The 24,648-nt window shown below is 68.3% G+C and carries 18 protein-coding genes; 7 read left to right on the forward strand and 11 right to left on the reverse strand.

Annotated features, from left to right (window positions below; genetic code table 11):
• Window positions 1-656: 656 nt before the first annotated feature.
• The gene (locus tag DAE25_RS23235) at window positions 657-1,013 is read left to right on the forward strand and encodes a hypothetical protein (RefSeq protein WP_159083775.1); all 357 of its coding nucleotides are present in this window, start codon (window positions 657-659) and stop codon (window positions 1,011-1,013) included.
• Window positions 1,014-1,037: 24 nt separating this feature from the next.
• Here DAE25_RS23235 and DAE25_RS15960 read toward each other — a convergent pair whose 3' ends face one another.
• From DAE25_RS15960 to DAE25_RS16025, 11 genes are all read right to left on the reverse strand, one after another.
• Entirely contained in the window at window positions 1,038-2,378 is a 1,341-nt protein-coding gene (locus DAE25_RS15960) for a hypothetical protein (RefSeq protein WP_107767140.1), read from the reverse strand.
• 1,820 nt (window positions 2,379-4,198) lie between these two features.
• The gene (locus tag DAE25_RS15970; RefSeq protein ID WP_107767142.1) at window positions 4,199-5,068 is read right to left on the reverse strand and encodes a hypothetical protein; all 870 of its coding nucleotides are present in this window, start codon (window positions 5,066-5,068) and stop codon (window positions 4,199-4,201) included.
• Window positions 5,065-6,045 carry a trypsin-like serine peptidase gene (locus DAE25_RS15975; RefSeq protein ID WP_159083776.1) on the reverse strand — a complete coding sequence of 327 codons (981 nt, stop codon included), beginning with the start codon at window positions 6,043-6,045 and terminating at the stop codon, window positions 5,065-5,067. The genes DAE25_RS15970 and DAE25_RS15975 overlap by 4 nt, the downstream gene beginning before the upstream one ends.
• A 134-nt stretch (window positions 6,046-6,179) precedes the next feature.
• The gene (locus DAE25_RS15980; protein ID WP_159083777.1) at window positions 6,180-7,406 is read right to left on the reverse strand and encodes a hypothetical protein; all 1,227 of its coding nucleotides are present in this window, start codon (window positions 7,404-7,406) and stop codon (window positions 6,180-6,182) included.
• A gap of 563 nt (window positions 7,407-7,969) precedes the next feature.
• Complete coding sequence (locus tag DAE25_RS15985) at window positions 7,970-8,911, reverse strand: hypothetical protein (protein WP_159083778.1); 942 nt, start codon at window positions 8,909-8,911, stop codon at window positions 7,970-7,972.
• A gap of 352 nt (window positions 8,912-9,263) precedes the next feature.
• Window positions 9,264-10,205 carry an ATP-binding protein gene (locus DAE25_RS15990; protein ID WP_159083779.1) on the reverse strand — a complete coding sequence of 314 codons (942 nt, stop codon included), beginning with the start codon at window positions 10,203-10,205 and terminating at the stop codon, window positions 9,264-9,266.
• 168 nt (window positions 10,206-10,373) lie between these two features.
• The gene (gene mobF, locus DAE25_RS15995) at window positions 10,374-15,965 is read right to left on the reverse strand and encodes a MobF family relaxase (RefSeq protein WP_107767147.1); all 5,592 of its coding nucleotides are present in this window, start codon (window positions 15,963-15,965) and stop codon (window positions 10,374-10,376) included.
• Between the two features lie 778 nt (window positions 15,966-16,743).
• Window positions 16,744-17,043, reverse strand: a complete 300-nt coding sequence (locus DAE25_RS23590) for a hypothetical protein (protein WP_199907634.1) — start codon at window positions 17,041-17,043, stop codon at window positions 16,744-16,746.
• A gap of 341 nt (window positions 17,044-17,384) precedes the next feature.
• Window positions 17,385-17,543 (reverse strand): hypothetical protein, encoded by a 159-nt coding sequence (locus tag DAE25_RS16015; protein WP_157559559.1) that lies wholly within the window; start codon window positions 17,541-17,543, stop codon window positions 17,385-17,387.
• A 369-nt stretch (window positions 17,544-17,912) separates the two neighbouring features.
• Window positions 17,913-18,923: a sensor histidine kinase gene (locus DAE25_RS16020; RefSeq protein ID WP_234411093.1), complete on the reverse strand. Its 1,011-nt coding sequence runs from the start codon at window positions 18,921-18,923 to the stop codon at window positions 17,913-17,915.
• A 110-nt stretch (window positions 18,924-19,033) separates the two neighbouring features.
• A complete protein-coding gene (locus tag DAE25_RS16025) occupies window positions 19,034-19,798 on the reverse strand; it encodes a winged helix-turn-helix domain-containing protein (protein ID WP_107767150.1) in 765 nt (254 codons plus the stop codon).
• A gap of 149 nt (window positions 19,799-19,947) precedes the next feature.
• On the opposite strand from DAE25_RS16025, the gene DAE25_RS16030 reads away from it, so the two are divergent.
• The 6 genes from DAE25_RS16030 to DAE25_RS16055 all read left to right on the forward strand — a co-directional run bounded on the left by DAE25_RS16030 (window position 19,948) and on the right by DAE25_RS16055 (window position 24,542).
• Entirely contained in the window at window positions 19,948-20,196 is a 249-nt protein-coding gene (locus DAE25_RS16030) for an SHOCT domain-containing protein (RefSeq protein ID WP_107767151.1), read from the forward strand.
• A gap of 174 nt (window positions 20,197-20,370) precedes the next feature.
• Window positions 20,371-20,700, forward strand: coding sequence for a hypothetical protein (locus tag DAE25_RS16035; protein ID WP_107767152.1), 330 nt, complete (start codon window positions 20,371-20,373; stop codon window positions 20,698-20,700).
• 132 nt (window positions 20,701-20,832) lie between these two features.
• Complete coding sequence (locus DAE25_RS16040; protein WP_107767153.1) at window positions 20,833-21,075, forward strand: YgaP family membrane protein; 243 nt, start codon at window positions 20,833-20,835, stop codon at window positions 21,073-21,075.
• Window positions 21,075-21,407: a hypothetical protein gene (locus DAE25_RS16045; protein WP_107767154.1), complete on the forward strand. Its 333-nt coding sequence runs from the start codon at window positions 21,075-21,077 to the stop codon at window positions 21,405-21,407. Before DAE25_RS16040 ends, DAE25_RS16045 begins: the two co-directional genes overlap by 1 nt.
• Window positions 21,408-21,625: 218 nt before the next feature.
• A complete protein-coding gene (locus DAE25_RS16050; protein WP_107767155.1) occupies window positions 21,626-24,007 on the forward strand; it encodes a heavy metal translocating P-type ATPase in 2,382 nt (793 codons plus the stop codon).
• 31 nt (window positions 24,008-24,038) lie between these two features.
• Window positions 24,039-24,542, forward strand: a complete 504-nt coding sequence (locus DAE25_RS16055) for a hypothetical protein (RefSeq protein ID WP_159083780.1) — start codon at window positions 24,039-24,041, stop codon at window positions 24,540-24,542.
• Window positions 24,543-24,648 lie beyond the last annotated feature (106 nt).

Genomic DNA, 24,648 nt, shown 5'->3' on the forward strand with positions numbered 1-24,648 from the left:
AACATGGCGAAGGCAGACGCAATTCTCGAACGGACAGCACCTCATGACATGCGCGTGAGATGGCCGGTGACGGCCGCGCCAGGCCCCGCCTACTCCAGACGTGCCCCCGCCGAATTCCCAACGCACCGTCGCCCGATCCAGACGGCCCCCGGCCGGGCTGAAAGGCTCTCCTGTCAAGCAGGACGGGGCTTCTATGAGTGCGAGGGCTGCCCATGCTGAGCAGCTACCTGTGCTGGATTCGGAGGGTGCGAACGGTCAGAAGCCGCCCGATACGGGTCAGGACGAGGCCCGTATCGGTCTTGATGCGCCGTCCGATCGACTGGTTGGCTCACCCGCGTTGCGGGATGAACAGCATTCCCGCGCGGCAGCAGTTAGCGGCGCGAGACGGGCTGCTGAGGCCCCTGCCATCGTGACAATCGGGGATGACGATGCTGTGTCTGCGAATCGCAACCCCGTGCAACAACCCGGGGGGAAACTAGAAGAGCCGTCCCCTGAACTCGAGGATGGCCCGCGACTGGACCATGAAGTTGCGGGCGCCGATTCGGTGACGATCGAGGCGACACGGGCATCACGGCCTGACCTCACGCAGACGACGCGCCGCCACTGAATGTGCGTTTTCAGTGGCGGCGGAACTCGTGGTGCAGCACCCTGATCTCGTGGACCGTCGTGCGTTGTGGCAATGGGCGGTAGCCATCAACGCGGTTGCGATGGCTACCACGCTGGCGATCGCGATCCTCTTCGGTGTGTTCGCAACGACCAATGGGCAGCCTCGCGGGCCAGGGACATCGCAGTCACCGTCGCCCGGCACCGAGCCGGACAACCCGGAGCCGGACAACCCGGAGCCGGACAACCCGGAGCCGGACAACCCGGAGCCGGACAACCCGGAGCCGGACAACCCGGAGCCGGACAACCCGGAGCCGGACAACCCGGAGCCGGACAACCCGGAGCCGGACAACCCGGAGCCGGCCGAAGGTTGCCCGGATGGAGCACTGCTGCCGTGCACTGGCAACTGATCTGCTGCGCTCCTCGTGGGTTCGCTACTCGTCCTGGCCGGCTGGAGCTGTGTTGCCCTTCCACAGCCGTGGGCGCTGCGGCACCTCGCGGAGTTCGTCGAAGCGTGTGCTGATCGTCTCGACGTGGTCTCTCACCTCAGCGAGCGATCCGCTGCTACGGAGCGTGTGCGGCAAGTCGATCCGGATCAGCACGTCGATCTCCTCGGCGAGGCTTCCACACGACGCACCCACCTGTGATGCCTGCTGCGCTTGGCCAGCCGGGTTGAGCAAGGTCACGGTCGCTGACAGTCCAGCGCCGACGAGTGCGCTGATCGCTGCGAGCTCCGCCACCTGCCCTGATAGGCCGGTGACACCGGCGCCGGCAGACAGGAGTGCAGCAGAAGCGCCCAGAATGATGAACCATCGCTGCCACAGGCGGGCGCTGTCGACCTTCGCGAAGGACTCGTTGAGGACTGCTACTCGCAGCTCCTCGAGATAGTCGCCGAGACGCTTGGCGTACTCGGGGTCCTCGAGATCGGCAGGCAGATCGACTCGTCGACGCGTAGCGAAGCGACGAACTGGTCGCCGGCCGTCGAGCGTCACGGCAAGGATCAGCAAGGCGAGCACCAGCAGCACAGTCGCAGCCAGCCAGATCTCGTCGTTCGCGCTGCGGAGCTCGTCCCTGAGCATCCAGACCGACAGCGCGACGGTCAGCACCAGTGGCGGCAAGAGCGTTATCGACCAGAGCCGCTCGGCGCTCATCCGGCCCCGCAGCCGATGGTTGGCGATGAATGAGCCTGCCACTGCCGACGCCCATGCGGAGAGGTACGCCGCCCCGCTGCCGTCCCACACCACGATCCACTGAAAGCACAGCACCAGCGAGGCCAAGGCGATGGCCAGTGCGACCAGCGAGAAGCGGTCTCGTTGGGCCTGTCGCCGTGTCGCGCGCTCCTGCGTCGCGTGGACGTCGTCGACCCTGCGGTCCCAGTCGCCGGGCAGCCTGTTCTCTGGATCCTGTGCGAGCCAGCTTGCCCACACGTCGTCGACCTGCATGTCGAGGGCGGTCAGGGTGTCCAATGCGGCGCGGACCGAGTCGGTGTCGCGCGCCCCGACGAGTTCGGCGACCTTCAGGTCACGGTCGCGGTCTGCGCGGTGTTTTCGCAGCCGCGCCGGGACCGAGGCGCGGAGGGTCTCCATCTCGTCGTCGGTGAACCTGAAGTCGGCGCCCGGTTCGATGCGGTCGCCCACCGGTGCGCCCAGGTGCCTGGTCGCCGGGTCTCGGGAGGTCACTTCGTGCCGCACCTGCTCGCGAACGAGCTCAATCTGGTGGCGTGCATCCACGCGCTCCTCGCCTGGCGACCCATCGCTGATGCTCATCTCGCTCATCCAGACCTCCCTTGGTGGGCTTCATGCTGCCCGGTTCTGCGGCGGACGTCATCAGAACAGGACAGCAGCCAACCAGGGGCAACTTGCCCAATGGCAACCGCCTTGCGGTCCGGGACCTCACGCGCATCAGCTCCCCCGGCCCGGAAGGAGCCGCGCCGTAGCCGCAAGCTTGGCTTCCGCCAAGCCCACCGGCGCCCTCTTCCGTGCAGAGTCCGCGCCGCTGCCCAGCGCCAGCAGTCACGCAGGGGCGTGGGCCCCAACACCACCGACGAATGCCCCGTCACACCAAGCTAGTTGGCACACTCAGCGCGGAGAGGTTCGAGTTTTGGCGCCCTGAACAGGCTTGGCGAACCACAACGTCCGGTGTGTCCACCGGCCCGGGCCGAGCCGGGTGCCGGAGCACACCAAAACGGTGAGCTCAGGTGGTCCCGAAGTGGAGTAGAAGCGCGCCAACACACCTGGAGGAATCGCAGCGATCGCGACTTGTACCTTTTCTCGCACGCGATAGCAGACCCGCTCGCCTTCGGATCCTCGTACAACCATGAGGTCGCCGACCTCGAGCCGTCGAAGCAGAGCGTTCCCGAGGGCTGAACCGTCCGACCAGGTGTGCGCATTGAGCTTGACATTGCCCTGCGCGGATCCTGGCTTCGCTCCGTAAAGATCCCAGGCGAAAGCCTGCTTCCCAGCGATGGAGATCGGTGGAACGCCGGGCACGTTCTGCAAATCACGCTTAAGCGCGAGCGCTGACGCGCTCATTCTGAATCGCGGTAGAAGGACCATGCTGGGGACAAACGTGCCAGAACTCGGGCGGCACCTCAGTTGGGATTGCCCCGAACCAGCACTAACCTGGCGCGGGAACCCTGTCCAAGCGGTTGGCGACGACTCGCGCTCGGTTGGAGCAGCGCGGTAGTCCGTTGGGCTGTTCTGCAACGCCTGTAGCCAGTAGGTCAGGCCCACCAAGCCGAACGCGACGGCCAATGCGCACCCGGCGGTCAAGGATGCTGCAGCTGCCCGGCCCACGTCCTACCTCAACCGCTGGGTGCTGGGGATCGAGAGCAAACGTCGGACCGCGGACTCGGCGAGCCGACCGGCTAGTGAGTCTAGGTCGGCCGCTCGTGCCCGGAGGTTTCCGTTCTCAGTTCTTCTACTCACGGCTGTGGCCAATCGCGATCGCTTGGAGCTCAACCGTATCTCCGAATCCGGCCAACGCAGAGACTGAAATTCCCAATGGGAGGAGACGGACCGGCGAAGGGTGCTGCGGAGGGATGCTCAGCTATTCGAACGGCGACGCCTTCACGCTCATGAGGGAGCCGGCTCGTCCGCGGGACCGATAGCTCATAACGCCCATTGGGGGTTCACCGTCGCTTCTCAAGTTCCTGCGCCAGGACATCGCGCCATCCACACGGACTCGGACTCCCTCGCCGACGCCGAGCTGTGTCTCGACGCGGCAGTCCCTTCTTGAGCCACGCCTCGTCACGGTGACCGGCGAGCCGCAGACCGAAAGAGAGCCACACCAGAACAGCCGGTGGGCAGCCGCATAGAGAGCTGCCCGCCGATCACCTACTGGAATCGTCTAGTAGCCGCCTGAAACCGTCGTGCGAAGAGGTTGATCCGGCAAAGCTGATGGCCACCGGCGGGTCGCACGCAAGGGCGCGGTCAGGCAAAGTGCGGCTCACATCGAGACAGAACGCGTGCCCCCGGTGCGCGAGTACCACGATGCGCGATTCAGAACCAGCGTCGTAACCCTCGAGAATGGAACCGCGACTCAGTTGGGGCACGCGGCGCCGTTCGGCGGGCGCCTCGGGTGAGTGGGGCAGCCTTCACAGGAGGGGACCGAGCCATGCGCCAACCTCGCGGTGACTTAGATAGTGCGAGATCGAATGCGCCTCGCTGGCCGGGTTCGTCACACGGACCTCCTTAATCGGGCCGCCGTAGCGCGCGGCAATCGGGTGGCCGAGGGCGACGAAGTCGTTGCGGTCCCATACGCTCAGCCATGCCGGGACGCCGGGGTGTGCCGGCCCCGGCTCCTTAAGGTTTCGGTAGACGCCCTCGAGACCTAGCGGGTCGCCGACTGTAACTAGGGCCTGGGTCCGCTCCCTTACGCCCTGGTCCTGCAGCAGGTCCAAGGTGACGGCGGACCCAAGGCTGTGCGCGACGATGAGCAGTTGGCCCTCGGCGGGGATTCCTGCGCGTAGGGCGTCCAGGACCGCCTCGCGCGCGTAGCGCAGGTACACCGCGACGTCGCGCAGCGTCGCCTCGATGATCTCCTGGTCGGCTTTGGTGTGGTCAGCCAGCAGCTTGGCAAGCTTCCGGGCACCCGGAACGGACAGGATCCTCTCCCAGGGGCCCTCGTCGTCGATCTCCGGGTCCACCCCGTCGGCTTGCTCCGCCATCGAGCGAAGTATGTCGCTCTCGGCCTCGGCCACGTCCTCGGGCATCAACGGGTCCATGTGTTGATCGTGCAGCGACTCCAGATCGATGTCGGCGCCCGACTGGATCGCCTCGAGCTCCTTCAAGTGCAGCAGGTCGCCGTAGAAGGGCAGAACGGTCCGCATCTTGGCGAGGGCGTCATGCCCGGCCACGCTCAGCCCATAGTTGAGGCCGGCGACCCACTTGTCATGCAGCTGGGCCGGGTTCTTGCCCTGCTGGTTGCGGCCATGAATGAACACCACCGTCGTCGAGGTGCTCATGGCGCGATCCTCTTTCCTTGTTCCAGAACGGCCTGCTGCAGCATCTTGACCTCCTGTTTGCGTGGGCGCCGCGCTGCGATGTCGGCGACGATCCGGCTGATCCTTTTCGCAGCGTTGAAGTCATAGTCCTTCAGGCTGGGCGACATGTCCGGAGTCCAAATCTCGCCCGTCACGGTCAGGGCACGCCTCCGGCTGTCGCGTTTGGGTTTGCCGCCAAAATGCAGCCCAACGACTTCCCATTGATCGTTGAAGACCGGAGAGCCGGACGAGCCGCCGAGGGTGTCACCGGTGTAGTGCAGGGTGAGTTCGTCAGCGGCAAGCAATTGGCTGTTGCGGATCGTGATCCTCTTTCTGCCGCCGGACGGGTGATGAATGACGTTCAGCGGCTCGCCGTTGCTCGCCTTACCGGTGACGCCGATCAGTGGGAGGTATCCTCGGGAGGCGCCCGGCTGTGCGCCGCGTGCACCTGGCTTCACGGCCACCAGGGTGTAGTCCAGGCGGTCCTCACCACTCGTGAAGAACATCAGTGCGGGATCGAGCTCGAAAATCTGCGCTCTTCTTTCACGGCCGGCCTCGTCGTATTCATAGTCGAACTCGACAACGCACGCGCCAGCGACACCTTCGTCGGGAAGCACATGATGGTTTGTGAGCAGGACCGAGTTCGCCACCAAGAAGCCGGTGCCTTCAGCTCGGGTCTCCTCCGGCGCACCGGCAAGGCTTACCCTGCCTACCGCTCGCGCGCACCGCGCACCGCGGGTCAGGAAGCTGGACCAGAGGGTTTCGTCACGGCCTCCCCAGATTCCCTCTCGGTCGTATTCGTTGAGGAACTCCGGGTGGTGATCGGTGACGTATGCGCGGCGCGCCTGGCGCTGCTTGCGGGGTGCAGCCCTCGCAGGTGAGCCCGCCGCAATCGCGGCCAGTGTCTTCCGTCGTTGGACCGCGGTGCGCTGGGCCTGCGCCGACGGCACATCAAGCACTATGACCATGTGGCCTCCCCCAAGTCTGGGTCATGCCTACTCTCTTGGCCCTGCAGGAGCAAGGGTTCGTTCCTAGAGCCGCCATCGGAGGTCAGCGCCGCTCAGGCGCATGATCAACCTCTCCGACGAGCGCATCAGTGGCGTGTCAGCTCAAGCCGCCAACCGCCACGCCCAACCGACACCAGCGTCTTCCCAGATTTCTCACCAGCCTTAGCGGCTATCCCCGCTGATGGCTCCGCCTCGACAATCCCGGTCGCCAGGTCGAGCTTCTTCTTCCCGGTCGTCCCGGCAACTCCCTCGCCCGCCCCCGTTGTCAGCGTCTTCGTCGCCGACCCGTCATCCTTCGCTGCCGGGTCCGGCTTCGCGCCCGATCCTCGCACCGCAACCAGTCGCGTCAGCAGGTCGAACCAGAACGGGCCACCGAGCATCACCAGCAGCGCCGTCAGGATCCACCCCAGAACAACCCATAACTGCGCCCGCGTCTCGGACCACGAACCGAAGACCTTGGGATCGCTGCCCTCGACCCAGACGGCCTTCGCCTCCGCGTTCCAGCCGACCGGGAACCCGACCTTCGCAACGAGTTTTGTCGCCTCGTCCACCGAGTCCACCGAGTCGGATGTCGGGTTCGTTGATGCGTCCGTCACGTACTTCTCCGCCGCATCGGTCACCGCGGCCCGCGCGACCGGATCGGTCCACAGATCCTGCGCCGCATCGATTGCCGACACGTTCCCCGCCCCAGCCAGCAGCAAGCCGATGAAGAACAGGACCAGGGTGGCCCACCGCTTGTACGAGCCCTCGGCCCGAGCCATCGACTCGTCGAACCACGTCTCCAGACCCGCCTTCACTTCGAGCAGGTCATCGCGGCCCTCTGCGATCATCGCCGATAGGCGAACCTTTAGGTTCTCCGGCCACGACTCCGATACCGGCCGTTCATCGCTCGGTTCGACTTGCGAGATGTACTCGATGACGGCGTCAGCGAAGGCCTTCGATGAAAGGTAGCTAGGACCCTTGCTCTTGGTCCGGCGAAACAGGCTCTTCCCCGCCGCTGCCTCAGCTGCCAGCCAGACCGACGTGTTCTTCACCGCATCGAGCGCGTGTTGGTAGGTCGGATCCAGGTCACCCCACTCCTTGCCTTCGTCCTCGACGGCCTTCTTCCCCGCCTTCTTCGCCCTCTTGCCCTCATCCTTCGCCTTCTTGGCGTCCATCCCCGAGAGCAGTGCACCAATGCACCGCTCTAGATCCGTCGACCGTTTGCTGAACCAGCGCGAGATCACCTCGCAGATCGCGGATGCGCCCGTAGCCAGGATGAAGAAGAGGGTCGCCAACCCGATCGCCGTCTCGAGCGCCTGGGATCCGAACATCGCCACCACCGCTTCCCGTCGCGGACTGCGTCTCGGAGCGGGCTATCCGCTAGGGACTGGAAGGGGTCGCCGGCACTCCCGTGCACCACTTATCCTCCACTGCTAAGTGCACTGTCAAGGCACACCAGACGACTCCCGGCGTCGGAGCCCTTGTTCTGCGCTGCTGGCGACTGTCTAGATCCGGCCCTCGTTATAGGTCGCGCCACCGTCGAAGTCAGTCCATCGGTCCAAGCGCCGGAGTGCGAGCGACGGCACACCTTTTCCCTTCCGCTGTGCCCTCAGCATGCGCACCTACTGCGGATGGACGACAACACCCTCGCTGAGTTCGACAGTGGAGCATTGAGGCGAGAAGACGCACAGCCACCATCTGGCTATCAGCGCAGATCTGCTTGGCGGTGAGCCAGTCCCCGCCGTCGAGGGCTTCCTGCGCCCTCTCGATGAGGAGGTCCGAACTCACCTCGTCGGCGCCGTCCACGTCATCGATCGTGGTCCGCCGCACGGGCCGCCATCCCGGATGAGCGGACCATCCGATGGGAGGCAGGCGACAGAGCGTCGCAGAACAGCTAGTTGCCGATCTGCGGGATGAATACGGCCAGGAAGCTGGTCACCAGCGGCGCCGCCAGACTGGTCAACGCAATGGGAGACCTGAAGAGAGAGCCGTTGAGATCGAGGACCGCGAGCAACCGGTCCTTCGCCGCCGCGTCGTCGGCGGTGATGGCAACGCTGCGGGGATATGCGCGGTTGAGCAGCATCGTTGCGGTTCGTCGCCACGACATCATCAGTGGCAGCACCACTAAGGAGAGCACGACAGTGAAGAACGCCCCGTAGACCAGTACCGCCGACGCGGGGAACTCTGCCTCACTGAGCGGGTCCGGAACGAGCGCGGCGCGCAGTGCCCCGGACAGCAGGACGGCGCTGAGGACAAGGGCGAGGAGCCGTCCCACCGCTGCCGCGATGTCGCTTCTGATGTCGAGCAATCGTTCCATCATGCCGTCCAGGTCCGCGACCGAGCGCGCGTCGGAAGCGGGGGCATGGAGGCTCGGGATCTCGGCGCGATACCGGCTTAAAAGCGCATGCGAGGCCCAGACGAGCACGATCCAGGGACCTGCTCCAGCGGCGCCGAGTAGCAGCAGCGCGAGGGCGATGAACCGCCAGTGTTCGATGGGCACCTCCGGCCCGCCCCGGCCACCGCCCAGCAGCGTGACGACGACGATTGCCGCAAACAGCAGGTAGAGCCCGACGTACGCCTTTGCGGACGGCTCGCTCGCGCGGAGGCGTTCGTCGTGCAGTTCGCGGATCCCGGCAACGAGCGTGTCGATGAAGGCAACGCTTGCCAACGCGGCGACGCCGACCCAGGTCTGGAACGGTGCGCTGTCGACGAACGCTTTGTCCGTGTCGGCGCCTGCGCGCGTGACCCCGAACAGGACCAGCCAAGCCGCGAGGGCGCCGACGGCGAATGCGATGCTCGTTAAAGCCGGATTCGAGCGGCTCGTCAAGAACTCCACGGACACCCTCCCGAGGTCATCGGCCACCGACTGGCCGTTACCAGCGTCCCACCTCTCCGGCTCGGCCCACCGATCCAGGTCCCCGAAAGGGGCGCTTCTCCGCCCGCGTACGTGCACGCCTGCCGCGGACAGTAGGAGGGTCTGCTGCACAACTAGTTTCGGCCTGACCTAGTCCAAGTAGCCGCGAAGGCGGCGTCGTCCTATTGCCGCAGATACCGAACGTTCCGCCTGTCGTTTTCGTGCGGTCACCTTCGGCAGCGCGCTGCCCACTTCTTCCACCCACGGGTCTCTGACGCCGATCCCGTCGGGAGAGGGACGAGTCGGGGGCATGTGGCCGATGGTGGTGTGGCCGTCAGCCTCGCTCGCGGAGCCACTCCTCGTATGGCACGGGCTCCGCTTCTTCCTCCGCCTGGCTGACGATGGAGTAGGTGAACCAGGTGCGCAGCGACACCATCTCCGGAGTGGACCGCAGCGTGAGCAGCTGGTGGGTCTCGCTGATCTCATCAGCCAGGTTGTCGGCGGCCAGTAACTCACGGAGCGTCGCGGCCATCTCACGGGGAAGTGTCATCTCGATGTCGACGTACTCCATCCCCATTGCGGCGGCGTCCAGGGCGGTGCGACGACCCAGGTGGCGCGCAAAGGCAGGGCGGGTCACCAGTCGCTCGATGAGCAGACCCAGCTCCCGCGGTGGCGTCGCACCCTCGTTGTAGTCGATGAGCTGGAGCTCCCGAACCAGGTCGTCGAGCCGCTGGTCGATCTGGAGTGCGAGCTGCACCGGGCACCGAAGTAGCTTCACCCTCGCCCAGTCGGCGGGCAGGACGACCTGCTGCGGTGCCGCGCGTTCGCGGTATTCCACTACCGGCGGGCGTACGTCGTGCTCGACGCCGTCGCCGGCAAGTTCGGCCCATATGCCTCGTCCATCGAGGCGCTCCTCGATCCCCCAGGACTCCGCCAGGACCGACACGATCGCCAAGCCGCGACCGGTGGTGCCCTGGCTCTCGACAGGTGGCGGGGCCACCGCCGCGAGCGGGACCATGCCGCCCGCGTCCTCCACCGTGAGCCGCACGCCCGGCTCGACGTCACGCAACCGAACGCGTAGGTAAGGGCTGCCGCTGTGCAGGGCGGAGTTCGCCGCCATCTCGGTGACGCACAGGGCGGCGTCGTCGACGAGATGCTCGCGGCCCCACTGCCGCAACCCGTCGATGACGAACCTGCGCGCTCCCGGGACACTGGAGGTGTCAGCGACGAGCTGGACTCGCAACTCCGGGTGGGCCCCTCCGGGCAAGGACGTCACGCTGGCATTGTGCCCGACCTGTACGCCACCCCGATCGTGTCGATTCGCGACGACGCTGAGGGCCGTGCCCCCGCCGCAGAGTCGCTCCGGACGTGCGGTCTTCGCCGCCTTCGTGCCCAGACCCGCGCCTCTAAATCGTGTCGCCTTGTGGGCGTGCACTTGGGAGCTTTACGGAGTGGGCGGCCCGAGCGCAGGCGCCGGTTCGGACGTAGTTCTGTCCGTTCCTGGGCGGCTGGCTGGTGCGGGAAGGAGTCGAGCCAGTGAGCCTGTGGCGGTTCGGGGACGTGCCTGCAGCGAGCCTCGGATGTTAGCGAGGCGATCGGCTAGATAGGTGTCCGCATCTCTGAGCCGTGCCTCGTTCTGGTCGAGTACTTCGAGATGCAGGATACCGGGGGCGAGGTGCAGGCGCTGGGTGACATGGTCGATGGCGGGAGGCCAGGCAAGCGGCGGGCGGGACGCGATGATGCGTCCGGTCTCGCGGGTGAGGGTGAGCCGGGTGGCGGGGTTGCTCCAGTCGGGGTGGTCGAGCAGGAGTTGGTCGACCATGACGTCAGCGAGGGGTCGCCGATTCGCGAGGGCGTGCTCGAGATGGGCGGGTCCGTGCTGTTGGAGGAACTGGGCGGGGTCAAGGCCCGGCGGAAGTGTCAGGTAGGTGGGATCGGCACCCCGGGTCGTGAGGTGCCAGTAGGCGCGTCGTGCAGAAGTCCAGCCGGCGTGGTCGGCATCGGTGGCGAGGGTGATGTGGGTGGGGTCGTCGCGGTAGTAGGGGCGGAGCAGGTCGACCTGTCCTGCGGTCAACGCCGTGCCGAGGGCAGTGATCCCAACGGCGGCGCCGTCGCTGGAGAGCGTGAGGGCAAGGGCGTCAAGGGGTCCTTCAACGAGCACCGGGAGTGCTCCGGACTCGAGTGCGCTGATGTTTTCGCCGAGCCCGAACAGCGCGTGGCCCTTGGTGAACGCCGGCGTGGTGCGGGTGTTTAGATACTTCGGTCCGGCGTAGTCATGGTCGGCCTTGCGGGGGTTCCGTCGCCCGACGAACGCGATCGGGCCATCGTGGCTGTCGCGAATGGGAAACATGACGCGATCCCGGAAGACGTCGACGAAGTCGCCGCCCTCGCGGCGTCTGGCCAGTCCCGCGGCTTCGAGCTCATCTGGTGTGGCCCCCAGATTGGCGGTCAGGTGCCGGAGCAGGCTGGTGGGGCCGGGGGGTGCGTACCCGACCATCGGGTGCGGGTGGTCGGCGAGGTCGGTGCCGAGGCGGTCGTGAAGGTAGGCGGGCGCCCACGACTTCGGATAGCAGCGGGAGTAGTAGGCGACGGCGGCCTCGTGGAGTTGCACTGTCCGAGATCGGGTGAGCGGGTGTATGCCCGGTGGCGACGTCCGCGGTGCCAGGTGCTGCGTGTCACCAGGTGGCGTGGCGGCGAGGTCGGGTCGGCCTTTCGGCGGTGCTGTCCGCGCGCTGCCTACCTCGGGGTCGCGTCGCTCGATGGACGCGGTGCACGCGTGGTCGTCGCGCTCGAGCAGTGGCGGCGCCGGGTCGTCGGGTTCCTCGGGTGGGTCGGTGAGGGTAGCGATGCGGAAGACGAGAGCATCGGCGAGCTCGTGGGCGGGGAGGTCGGTGAGCAAGGGGTGAAGGGCACTTCGGAGGAGGTCGTCCGGGGCCCAGTGGTGGCGGGTGCAGGCTTCGTCGATGGCGGCGACCAGGGCGGGCCACGCGGGGGTGTCGGGGAGGCTCCGGCCCAGGTCTCCCGGCACGTGGCGGGTGAGGGTTGGCAGCCAGTCGGGGCGCAGCAGGTCGGTGGAGCGGTGGCCGCCGTGCAGGGTGGCGGGGCCGAGGTGGGGGAGGAGGCGCCACCAGAGCGCGGCTGCCGGGTGACCGTCGGGTAGTGGCGCTGCGGCGAGGGCGTCGCGCAGCAGCGCGTCGACTGGGAGCCCCGCCCGATCGAGGTGGGACAGGCGCTGGCACAGCGTCGCGTTCCACGGGTCGCAGGTGACCGCGTCGGGGAGGGTCTGGTACCAGCTCCGTTGGCGGTAGGGGTACGTCGGTCTGGTGGCCCGGACGGCACGGTCGAGACCGGCCTGGTGGTCGCCGGGGGCGCCGGCCTGCGGGTGGCCGGTGGGACGTAGGTCGGTGTCGGAGACGTCGTGGACGGCCCGCCAGATGGCGATCGCGGTGCGCAGCGACTCGGCGTCGGGATTCAGGAGGGGCTGGGCCCAGTCGGGTGCGGTGGCGGGGGTCCACGCCGTGGTGTCGCGGGTGAGCTGGTGGGTGAGGTCGACGACGCGGGTGCTGCGGGCGGTGAGGTACGGGCCCCAGTCGGGGTCGGTAGCCAGCGCGTGGGGGATGGAGGGGAGCCACGGCAAGGGTCCGGCGGCCAACCCGGTGTCGAGGCGGGTGTCGAGGACCGCAGCGGGGTCGACGGCGTCGCGCAGACCTCCCTTCTGAAGCGCGTTGCGCAGCAGGTGGGTGGGGTCGTGTCCGTCGAGGGCGCGCAGGGCAAGGTGGGAGCGCAGGGTGGGCCAGGCGGGAGCCTCGGTGAGGTCCACGATGAGCGTGTCGGCGACCTCGTTCAGGTCCTGCAGCTTGGACTCGCCGAGTGTTCGCTCGGCGGCGAAGGTGACGGCGTCGAGGTAGCGGGCGGCGGCGTCTCGCAGCTGGGCGGCAATGCCGGTGTGGGTGGCCAGCGCGGTGCTCGCCGAGACCGGTGCCTCGTCGCGGGCCAGGACGCCGGCGATCCGCTCGAGGGCGGTGGGCGGCAGGACGGCGTCGGGGCGGATCAGGGTGTGGGGGTCGCCGTCGGTGCCGACGTCGAGGTAGAGGTGGTTGCTGGTGCGGCCGCGGGACAGCGCGACGTACAGAAGCCTGCGGTCCTCCTCGCCGGTCAGGACGGTGTGGGTGGTGTCGACGGTGGTGCCTTGGGCGCCGTGGATGGTGGTGGCGTAGCCGAGCCGGACGTGTCCGGCGGCGACGTAGTCCCGCGGGAGCCTCAGGGTGTGGCGCAGCTTGTGGTGGATGACGGTGAGCGATCCGTCGGGGTGGACCGCGCGGATGGTCCACCGGTCCCCGTTCTTGACCCAGTCGGTGGGACTGATCCGCAGGGTGCGGTCGTTGCGGCGGGTGACGATGGTGTCGCCGGCGGAGGCGAGGGTGCCGTCGGCGAGGCGGAGCGCGGACTCCTTGTCGCGGGATCCCTCCGGGGAGTCGGCGGGGGAGTGACCGATGGTCGGGTCGTCGGAAGGGGCCGTGGCGAGGCGGTCGGTGCGAGCGCGGGTGTTGAGCTCGGCGACGAGTTCGCGGGTGGGCGCGAGGAGGAGGCTGTCGTGGCCGGCGGCGCGGTCGGCGGCCCAGGCGCGGTAGGCCTGGTCGGTCGCGCTGGCGAGGTCGCCGACGTGGATCCGACGGTGGTCGGCGTAGTAGCCGAGCGCGGCGGGGTCGCCGTCGCGGACGGCGAGGGTGGCGGCGGCCTCGGCGTGGTTGCGGCTCCCGTCGGGATTCGTGAACCGGACCACCTCGGTGAGGGTGACTGCCCCGACGGTGGTGGCGATGTCGCGGAGCACCCCGCCGGCGGCGACGGACGCGAGCTGCCGATCGTCGCCGACGAGGCGGACGCTGCCGCCGCGTCCGATGATGTACGCGACCACCTGGTCGAGGTCGGTGGTGGAGGCCATGCCGGCCTCGTCGATGATCACCAGCGTCCGGGGGCCGATACCGGCCACCCAGGCGGGCGGTTGGTGGGCGGCGTCGAGGGACCACACCAGTTTGCTGAGGGTGTCGCAAGGACTCGCGGCAGCGTCGTCGGGGTTGAGGGCGTCGCGCAGCTCGCGGGCGGCAACGGCGGAGGGGGCGAGCCCGACGACGGTGCCGCCGCCGTCGCGCCACACCGCGGCCAGGACTCGCAGGGCGGTGGTCTTCCCGGTCCCGGCGGGTGCGAGCGCGAGCTGCAGCCGGTGCCCTGAGGTCGCCAGCTCCCGCACGAGGGCCGTCTGTGCCGCGTTGAGGACGGTGCCGGTGGTGGCGGCGTTGGCCAGTGCGATGCCGACGCGGACGTCGCTGATCCGGCGTCCGCCGCGGCCGTGCGCGGGGGGCCGTGCGGTGGCCACGAGGCGCTGTTCAGCGTCCACGATCGTCTGGGACGTGAACCGCTGGGAGTCGTGGACGGTGTAGACCGACTCGCCGTCGTCACGGGTCAGTGCCGCCGGAACCGGCGCTGCTGGTGAGGGTGCCACCCTGGGGCGGGTGAGGGGGTCGGGCTCGGTGAACGCGATCGAGTGGTGGGTGATGGCGCGGTCCACGATCCGTTCGGCGGCGCGGTCGACGTCGTTGAGGTCGATGCCCGCGGCTCGGATGCGTCGGTGGGCCTCGGCGCGCAGGTGCCACACCTGCCAGGTGGCGCGCTCGGCCTGCACAGTGTCGACGACCTGCTCGGAGACCTGCCGTACCCACGCGCCGGTGACGCGCTGGCGGGCGGTGCGGTTGCCGAGGGTGACCTCGACCATTCGGCCGATCTGGGCGGGGGAGCCGAGGACCCGGACCGCCTCGGCGTGCCAGACAGCGCGCTGGTCGTCCTCGCTGCGCGGGGCGTGTTTGGCCTGTCGGGTCTCAAGGGTGGCCTGCTGGGCCAGGGCGTAGGACTCCACTGCGGTCGGGGGCCGGCCGTGCCTGGCCTGGAAGTCGAGGGCGAGCTCGCGGCGGCGTCCCTCGATCGCGATGGACCGGCTCGACCAGGCTTGCGACAGGCGCGGCTCGACGCCCACGAGTTCGCGGACCGCACGCTTGCCCTCGGTGTTGGGCTGTTCTTCGCGGGGTGCGAACTGGACGCCGAGACGCGCGACCAGCTCGCCTTCGAGGCGGGTGTTGTACCGCTCCGAGAGGGTGACGTTGGCTTTGAACAGCATTCGCCCGTCGACGGCCAGCCACGCGCCGGTGGCGTCCTGGGTCTTGTTGCTGATAGCGACGTGTGTGTGCAGATTGGGGTCCCCGGAGCGGGCGTCGCGGTGCGTGAACGTCGCGGCGATCAGGCCCGCCGCCTTCACCTGCTGTACGCCACCCCGGCCGCGGCGGGTGAATAGCACCTCGCGTTCGAGGTAGGCCAGGGTCTCCTCGACCGCGGCGTGGTGCGCGGCCTCGACCTGGTCCGCGATGTTCCGTTCGGCCAGCGCCCACAGCACGGACACCGACTTCACGGGCGTGAAGGTGAGGTCGTAGCCGGCGACCGCGGTGGTCTGCTGCCGCGACGCCCGGGCCAGGAAGCCCGAGCGCTCCCGGTCGTCCAGCGGGGCCCGGCCGTGCTCGGTCGTGAACATCTCGTCGGCCACTGCGGTGCGGATCCGGGCCCGCACCTCGGGGGGCACGGGCGTCTGCCAATGCTGCCCGCGCTCGCTGTTGTAGTCGGCGAGGCGTCGGGCCACCGCCCGCTGGAACGGGGCGGCGCCCTCGTAGACCGCGAATGCCCGACCTAGGCCACCGGCCCGCGCCGCCTCTCGCGGTGGACGCCCCGCTCCGAGCGCCGCGCGCTCGAGCAGTTCGGCGTCCGGGTGGCGGCCCTGGCCGAACAGGTTCGTCATCTGGGCCTCGGTGACCGTGGTCCCGGTCTCCATGCCAAGTCCCGCCAGGCCTGTACCCCACCAGCGGCCGGGGGACTCGCCCTTCTCCGAGTAGTAGTCCGCCAACCCGGCGTGGCCACGATCGGTCGCGTCGTGGGCCGCGACCTGCCGGGTCAGGTACGTGTACCCGTCCCCGGCCGTCAGCTTGTGCAGACCCATCACACGGCCCAGAAGCGCGGCCCCTAGGGCCGGGGACGGACATCACCGTCGCTGGTGAGGCCGGCAGTGCATGAGGTGTGCTGGCCCGCGGGCTTCGTTTCGCTGCGGCGGCGGTGGAGCGGAAGCTGACCTGTGGCGATGGGATGCATAGTCGCGGGGGCGGGACCTCAAGGCGTGGGGGGTGTGCGGCTTCGAGTGCCGTGCGAGTGCAGCTCTGAGGGCGTGCGTGCCGTCTCGGCCCGGCGCGCTCGCGCTCGGTGCGCCTCGACCCGCGTCAGCCACCATGGACGGTCTTCACGCTCTCGCCGTGGCGGATGAGCAGGGACGCGTAGTAGTGCCGCAGCGAGTGGAGGCCGGTGCCGAGAGCCAGGCCTGCCTTCTTGGCCTCCGGACGCCACTTGTGTCCGAATGCCTGACGCCTGATCGGTCCACCGTCGAGGGTGAAGAGGAGGTCATTCGCCCGTACGCCGAGCTCCGGGACGGGCGACCCATCTCGGACATGCGTCGGCCGCCGAGACGCTGGACACCTACAGCCACCTGTGGCCGGACTCGGACGACCGGACCCGGGAGGCCGTCGACCAGGTCCTCGAAATTCTTACGGACTGTCTGCGGACTGTTGAGGGTCCGCGACGCTGATCTCAAGGTCAGCCTCGAACCTCTGGAAACGAGCACTCGATGCCGCGACTGTGCATGACTTCCGTCGTCGAAGAACCCCTGGCCTCGAGAGCTCGACAGCCAGTTGCAGTGCTCGGCAAATCGACGAATCAGAGCTTAGGGTTTACGCGACATGTCGATGTGCGAGCGTCTCGCCGAACATCGGGCAGGCGTGCCGGCGCGGCATCGTCTCGACGTGCGCCTGGCTGTTGGGCCGGTGCACCTGAGCGGCCCGCCACTGCTCGGCGTACTCACCGAAGGTGATGCGCCCCGCGTTCGGGTCGACGTACTGGCCGGTGCCGATCGAGGCGGTGACCTTCGTCCAGACACCGTTGGGCGTCGATCTTCCGGTCGAAGTGCCGCGCGTGCTCCCGCCCCGAGGCGTCGGTAGCGCGCCAGCTTCTGGATGCTGGCCATGCGACACCGAGTGCTATCGGGGATCGACCGACCAACGTTGCCTCCTAGACCTCACCGAGGGCCTCACCACTGACCTGCGAAAACGTGATGGAGGGGCTCGGTGCTCGACGGGCAAGAACGAGAATCGCTGCCACAGTAGAAGGCTCCTGAGTCCCCAGAAGACGTCCCATTTCGCGATCGGTTGACTCAGAACATCACGGGGTCGACCCTCGGTGCGGCGCGACCCGATTCACCGATCCGAACACGCAGGTAGGCGATGGAAGTCATCGCGCTTCCGGCACGAGGTCCGGACGCGGTGGCCGATGCCTTGCTTCGATCGGGTGCGTCATGCCGTCTTCGTACTTCGCCTCACCAGGGAAGGCTGACGACATCCCCCTTCGGGGCAAAGAGGTGCATGTGCGTGACGTCCCACAGTGACGGCCCGTCGTTCAGCAGTTCCGCGACGATGAATACGGTCGTGAGTACCAGGATCACGACCCACGCCCGGAAGTAGTTCTTGTCGTTCACGACTCTCCTCGAAGCCCTGAGGTGGGCGTCATCGGAGACCGCCACACGGGTGCCATACTAGTCATCTCGGCGTCGCAGGAGCCTGTCACCGGCCCGCCGGCCCAGTCTCCTCGTCGCAGTGCCTACGAGCCATACACGCGACGAGCGCTGTTCGTGTCGCGAGGGTCGCTTGCGACCAGCTAGAAGCTTCCGATTGATAGACACGCCGCCGCGCCCTGAGTTGTGGCGAGATCGTCGATCCGACCCACGGCGGCAGGTGAGTGGAACGAGCTCGCGGGACGTGCACGCGGTCAGAGTCCGCAAACAAGTTGCCTGCAGAATCAACCGTCTTGATCGCGCGGATTGCATAGCGCCGCAAGGACAGTTTGCCTACGGTTGGCTGGGGAGGCGCACGGTGAATGTGCTGCCGTGCCCGACGCCTGAGCTGGTCGCTGAGATTCCACCACCATGCGCCTCGACGAGCGCCTTCGCGATGGCAAGCCCGATACCGGAACCTCCACGGCGCCGGTCTCGGCTGGTGTCCGCACGGTAGAACCGGTCGAAGAGGTGCGGCAGGTGCGCGGCGGACACCCCGTCGCCGGTGTCGGAGACGCGGTACTCCACCCAGTCCTCGATGCGACGACACGTCAGCGTGACGGTCCCGTTTGCGCGCGTGTGTCGCAACGCGTTGTCGAGCAGGTTACCCAGCACCTGCCCCATCCGCTCTGCGTCCACTCGCACCCGGCCGGCGTCCACGAGGTCGGTGTCCAGATGCACACCTGCGGCGACGAAACGGTCCCGAGCCGTCTCAGCCGCGGTCGCGGCGACCGTGACGGCATCGGTGAGCCCAAGGGTGAGGTGCAGTCCCTCCTCCGCCCGGGACAGCGCGGCCATGTCCTCGGCCAGGCGCCGTAACCGTGCTGTGGAACCCCGGACGACGCCCAGCGTCTGCTCGTCGAGGGGACGGATGCCGTCCTCGACGGCCTCGAGGTGCGCGTCGATGGTCGCCAGTGGGGTGCGCATCTCGTGTGCCAGGTCGCCGAGCATGCTTCGCCGTGTCGCCTCGGTCGTCTCCAACTTCTCCGCCAGCTGGTTGTAGCTGAGCGCCAGCGTCGTGAACTCCTGACCCAGGCCCGGGTCGGACACTCGCGCGCCGTAGTGACCGGTCGCGATCTGCGACGCGGCTTCGGCGATGCTGTCGATGGAGCGCTGCACCCGGCGGCTGAAATACCACGACACGGCCAGCGCTGCGAGCACTGCGGCGAGCAGTGCCAGCGAGATCGACACGAGCAGCGCCGACGCGAACGCCTCCTCCAGGTGTCCTGTCTCCTCCGTCGTGTGGTTGTCGCCGGCCTCGCGCAGGTGGTTGGTGAAGATGGTGGGGCCGACCAGGGAGGCCACCAGCCACGTGGTGAGGGCACCCGCGACCAGGACCAGCGCCTGTGCGACCAGGAGGCGGGCCGCGAAACGCGATCGGGCGCCACTCGTGGTGGCAGCGACCGGTGGGTCGGTCACTGACTCGAACCCATCCGGTAGCCGACGCCGCGCACCGTGCGCACGTAATGGCCCTCGGCCGGGTCGTCGTTGAGCTTGCGGCGCAGGTGGCCGATGTGCACATCGACCAGGTGCTCGTCACCGACCCAGGAAGGCCCCCAGACGGCTTCGATGAGCTGCTGGCGGCTGAACGCCATCCGCGGGTGCTCGGCCAGGGTGGCGAGCAGGTCGAACTCGGTGCGCGTCAACGCGACCGGTGCGCCGTCCAACCACACGTCACGACCCAGCGCATCCACGGTCAGTGCCCCGAAGTGGCGAGCACCGTCCAGGGCCGCGGCGACCGTCGCGCCGGGGCGCGGGCGACGGAACATGGCCTGCACGCGTGCCATCAGCTCGCGGGGGCTGAAAGGCTTGGTCATGTAGTCGTCCGCTCCGACCGAGAGCCCTATGAGGGTGTCGACCTCGTCGGTGCGTGCGGTCAGCATCACGAGGTAGGCATCGGAGAACGTGCGCAGCTGGCGGCAGACCTCGACTCCGTCCAGGCCCGGCAGGCCCAGGTCGAGGACGACCACGTCGGGGTCGATCTTGCGCCCCGCCTCCACGGCGTCGAGCCCGTCGTGCACCACCGTCACCTCGAACCCGTCGTGCTCGAGGTAGCTGCCGAGCAGCTCGGCGAGCTCCTTCTCGTCCTCGACGACCAGCGCTCGCAAACCGGACGGAGGTCGGGGCCCTGCGCTGGGGGCTGCTGGCGGATCGCTGCCCGTACCTCCACGTTCGGCCATACCGCTCATGGTGGCATCCCGGCACCGATCAGGGCGTCGGCGAGACCGCCCCGGCCCGCATCTTCAGCAAACCTTCACACGACCGCGACCGCCACCACGGGGTAGCCCGGCGAGGGTGGAACCACGACTAGACGAAGGAGCTGAGGACCATGATGGGCTGGTACCACGACGGCGCAGGCTGGGGCGGTTGGCTGGTGATGACCATCGCCATGATCGCGTTCTGGGCGATGGTGATCGTCGCGGTCGTCGTCCTCTTCCGCGGAAGCAAGAGCAGCGGCCAGGATCCCTCGCTGCGCCAGGACCCCCTGGACATCCTCGACCAGCGCTTCGCTCGCGGTGAGATCGACGAGGACGAATACAACACACGTAGCGCGGTCCTTCGTTCGTCGGTCCGCTGACGCGGTACCGCGTCGGCACGGACCGCTTGCCGACCCACCCCTAGCGACAGGCCAGTCATGTCCCCTGCTCGACCTGCCCAGGCCCCCGAGACGGCGGAGACCGGCGGTCGGGCAGCCCCCGAGGAGCAGCCGCAGCCCCGCGTCCGGAGGGTCTTGGCTAGCGCTTGGAATGCGGTGACGGCCGCTGTCGGCGCCGTGATGGGATTGCTACCCCACGTGCTGCATCACGTGGGGCTGCTGGGGGGCGCCGTGTTCGTGACCGGCGCGACCGGCAACGCGCTGTTCGCCGTCCTGGGCATTGTGTTCTCGTTGCCGTTGCTCCGGCGTATCTACCGACGCTTTGGCACGTGGAAGGCGCCGGGGCTCGCCCTAGCCGTCTTCGCGCTCATGTTCTCCCTGTCCGCGTTCGTCATCGGTCCCGCCATCAGCGGCGGCGACCCGGCCCCAGGCCCCGTCCCGGTACAGACACCCGACCCGGCCCAGCACGACAGTCACCACCCGTGAACGACCGAGCCCGTCCTCTGCACGGATTGTTCTTCAACGAACCTTCACAACACGCGCGCGGTCTCCTTCATCCGCGACCGACACGCTGGAAGCAGACCGAAGTGGAAGGGCCGGAAGAAGGTGGAGGACGACATGAGTACCCGTTGGAGCATCAACATCACGCCTATCGAGCGTGCAGCTCGCGTCGTCCTCGGCTCCCTGACCGCGTTGGTCGGCCTTGTGCTCCTGACCAGAGCCACCTCGGCCCTCGCCGTCACCCCCGACGTGCTGCTGGTGCTGGCCGGTCTCGACCTGGTCGTCACCGGCGCGCTCGGGCACTGCCCGCTTTACTCACGCCTGGGCCACGTGCCCACATCCTTGACAGGACGGATGTGATGAACACACCGCACGCGATGGACCACCATCCGCACCATGACCCCCAGGCGGGGCCGTACGTGACCACCGGCCCGACGCCCGCCGACTCGACGGCCGGAGGGAGCGACCCCATCGCCGAGCAGCAAGGCATGCCTGAAAGCCACTCAGGACATGGCGGACGCGGTGGACACGGGCTGATGATGCTCGTCTGCTGCATCCCCATGATCCTGATTGCCGTTGCGCTCGTGGCGACCGGTGTCGCAGGGTCCGGAGCCATCGTCGGCGCGCTGCTGTGCACCGCCATGATGGCCGTCATGGTGCTCACCATGCCCGGCAGCCACGGCCACAAATAGCCCGTGACGGAGCCGGGAACCTGGGCAGGAAGGTGGGCTTCAGCATGGCCCCCCGCCAGTCGTGCAGGTCGAAACCAGCAGGCAGACAACCGCTTAATCCCTCTGTCCGCAGGACTCCGCACGGTAGGTGCGCCCACGCCCCGTCTGTTCCCCACACCCGTCACAACAACCACCAAACGAGGGGTTGCCTATATACCCCTGGGGGGTATGATCGAATCATGAGCAGCCATCAGCACGTCACCGCTCAAACTGGAGCGGTCAAGGACCCCGTGTGCGGCATGGATGTCGACCCGGCCACGACCGAGCACGTCGCCGAGCACGAGGGCGTGACCCACCACTTCTGCTCCGCGCACTGCCAGGCACGCTTCGTCGCAGACCCCCAGGCGTTCCTTGGCACACCCAGCAGCAAGCCGGTTCCGACCGCGCCGGGCGCCGAGGAGGTCGAGTACACGTGCCCGATGCACCCCGAGATCCGGCAGATGGGGCCCGGCGCGTGCCCGATCTGCGGCATGGCGCTCGAGCCGGTCACCGCGACCGCCGACATGGGACCGTCAGCGGAGCTGCGCGACATGACCCGCCGGTTCTGGATCGGCACCGTCCTCACCATCCCAGTCATCGTGCTCGAGATGGGCCGCCACCTCATCGACCCCCTCTACGACGCCATCCCCTCCGACGTCTCCGCCTGGGCGCAGCTCCTGCTCGCCACCCCGGTGGTGTTGTGGGGCGGGTGGCCGTTCTTCGTGCGCGGCTGGCAGTCGGTGCGCACGCGCAACCTCAACATGTTCACCCTCATCGCGATGGGCACCGGCATCGCCTGGATCTACTCCGTCATCGCCACCCTGATGCCGGGCATCTTCCCCGCCGCGTTCCGCAACGACCTCTCCGAGATGAGCGACGGCATGGTCGCCGCGGCGGGTGCTGGCTCCGTCGACGTGTACTTCGAGGCGGCCGCCGTCATCACCGTCTTGGTCCTCCTCGGCCAGGTCCTCGAGCTCCGCGCCCGTGAGCAGACGTCGGGTGCCATCAAGGCCCTGCTCAACCTCGCCCCCAAGACCGCACGCCGCATCACCGGCGACGGCACCGACGAGGAGGTTGCGCTCGAGGACGTTCAGCTCGGCGACCGCCTGCGGGTCCGACCTGGCGAGAAGGTCCCCGTGGACGGCACCGTCGCCGACGGCCGCTCGTCGCTGGACGAGTCGCTGGTCACCGGTGAGTCCATGCCGGTCACCAAGACCACCGGCGACACCGTCATCGGCGGCACCCTCAACCAGACCGGCGCCCTGGTGGTCACGGCCGAGAAGGTCGGCCGCGACACCATGCTGGCCCGCATCGTGGCCATGGTGGCCGAAGCGCAGCGCTCCCGGGCCCCGATCCAGCGGATGGCCGACCGGGTGGCCGGCCTGTTCGTGCCCGCCGTGATCGGCATAGCCGTCCTCGCGTTCATCGTCTGGGCCCTTGTCGGCCCCGACCCGAAGATGGCCCACGGCCTCATCGTCGCCGTCGCCGTCCTCATCATCGCCTGCCCCTGTGCCCTGGGCCTGGCCACACCGGTCTCCATCATGGTCGGCGTCGGCCGCGGCGCCAGCCAGGGCGTCCTCATCAAGAACGCCGAGGCCCTAGAGCGCATGGAGAAGGTCAACACCCTCGTCGTCGACAAGACCGGCACCTTGACCGAGGGCCGTCCGTCCGTGACCGACATCGTCACCCATGACGCCACTTCGATACCCGAGGGTGAGCTGCTGCGCCTCGCCGCCGGAGTCGAACGTGCCTCCGAGCACCCGCTGGCCCAAGCGATCGTGACCGCGGCCACCGACCGTGGCCTTGTGATCCCCGACGTCAGTGACTTCGACTCACCCGTCGGCCGCGGCGTCCACGGCACGGTCGAAGGACACACCGTCGCGCTCGGCTCCGCCACCTTCATGACCAGCCGCAACCTGGACCCCAGTGCGCTGGATGAGCAGGCCCACTGGCTGCGCCGGGGTGGCACTACCGCCATCTTCGTGGCCGTCGACGGCACAGTAGTGGGCGTGCTCGCCATCTCCGACCCCGTGAAGGCCACCACGGCAGAGGCCCTGGCCGCCCTTCGCGAGGAGGGCGTCGAAGTCGTCATGCTCACCGGCGACAACCGAACCACAGCGGAGGCCGTCGCCCGACAGCTCGGCATCGATCGGGTCGAGGCCGAGGTGCTTCCCGACCACAAGGCCGACGTCGTCACCCGCCTCAAGGCCGAAGGCCGAGTCGTCGCCATGGCCGGCGACGGCGTCAACGACGCCCCCGCCCTGGCCGCCGCCGACGTCGGGCTGGCCATGTCCTCGGGCACCGACGTGGCCATCGAGTCCGCCGGCGTGACCTTGTTGCACGGCGACCTCATGGGCATCGTCAAGGCGCGGCGCCTCTCGGCCATGACGATGCGCAACATCCGGCAAAACCTCGTGTTCGCGTTCATCTACAACGCCGCCGGCATTCCCATCGCGGCCGGAGTCCTGTACCCGCTCACCGGCTTGTTGCTCTCCCCGGTCATCGCCGCCGCCGCGATGGCACTGTCGTCGGTCAGTGTGATCAGCAACGCGCTGCGACTGCGGACGCAGGACCTGGGCTGAGGTGGCCACCGGTGCTCCGTACGATCGGATTGTGACCAGCCCGCGCATCCGGCCCCGTTCCGGGGGCCGGGTGCGTCCCGGTCTGCTCGCTCCGGTGGTGGTCGCCATCGTGCTCGGCATCCTGGGCATGCACGGCATCGACGCCCACGGGGTGAGCTTGCAAGGCCCGAGGACCGATGCCGCCGACACGGCCCCTCCGACGGCCGTAGTGATGGCGGGACACGACCCCGCCCCCGTCACCAGCGACGAGGTGCACTCTCCCGGCGGGACCACCCCGAGTGCGTCCAGCCAGTCCGGAGACCAGACGGATGACATGAGCGGCATGGGTGGCATGAGCGGGATGGTGATGTTGTGCGTGGCGATGCTCGCCGGCGCCGCCGTGGCCCTGCTCGTGGTCCTCGTACGCCGCGGACGGCTGCCGAAGGTGTGGGCGGTCCTCGAGCCTGCCGGTCGCGTGCGGCCGGTCGTGGCCGCCGTGCTGCGGGTCGGGGCGGGGCCACCTGCGGTGTGGAGGTTCTCGGTCATCAGGTGCTGACAGGCAGGTAGCCCGCCGACCAGCACGGTCCACGCTGCGCCACCACGTTGTGGCGCGTCCAGGCCGAGTGCTGCCCGAGTGTGCTGACACGTCCTGCCTGACCCTT

This window comes from Nocardioides terrigena, from assembly GCF_003047265.1.
GTDB classification, from domain to species: Bacteria; Actinomycetota; Actinomycetes; order Propionibacteriales; family Nocardioidaceae; genus Nocardioides; species Nocardioides terrigena.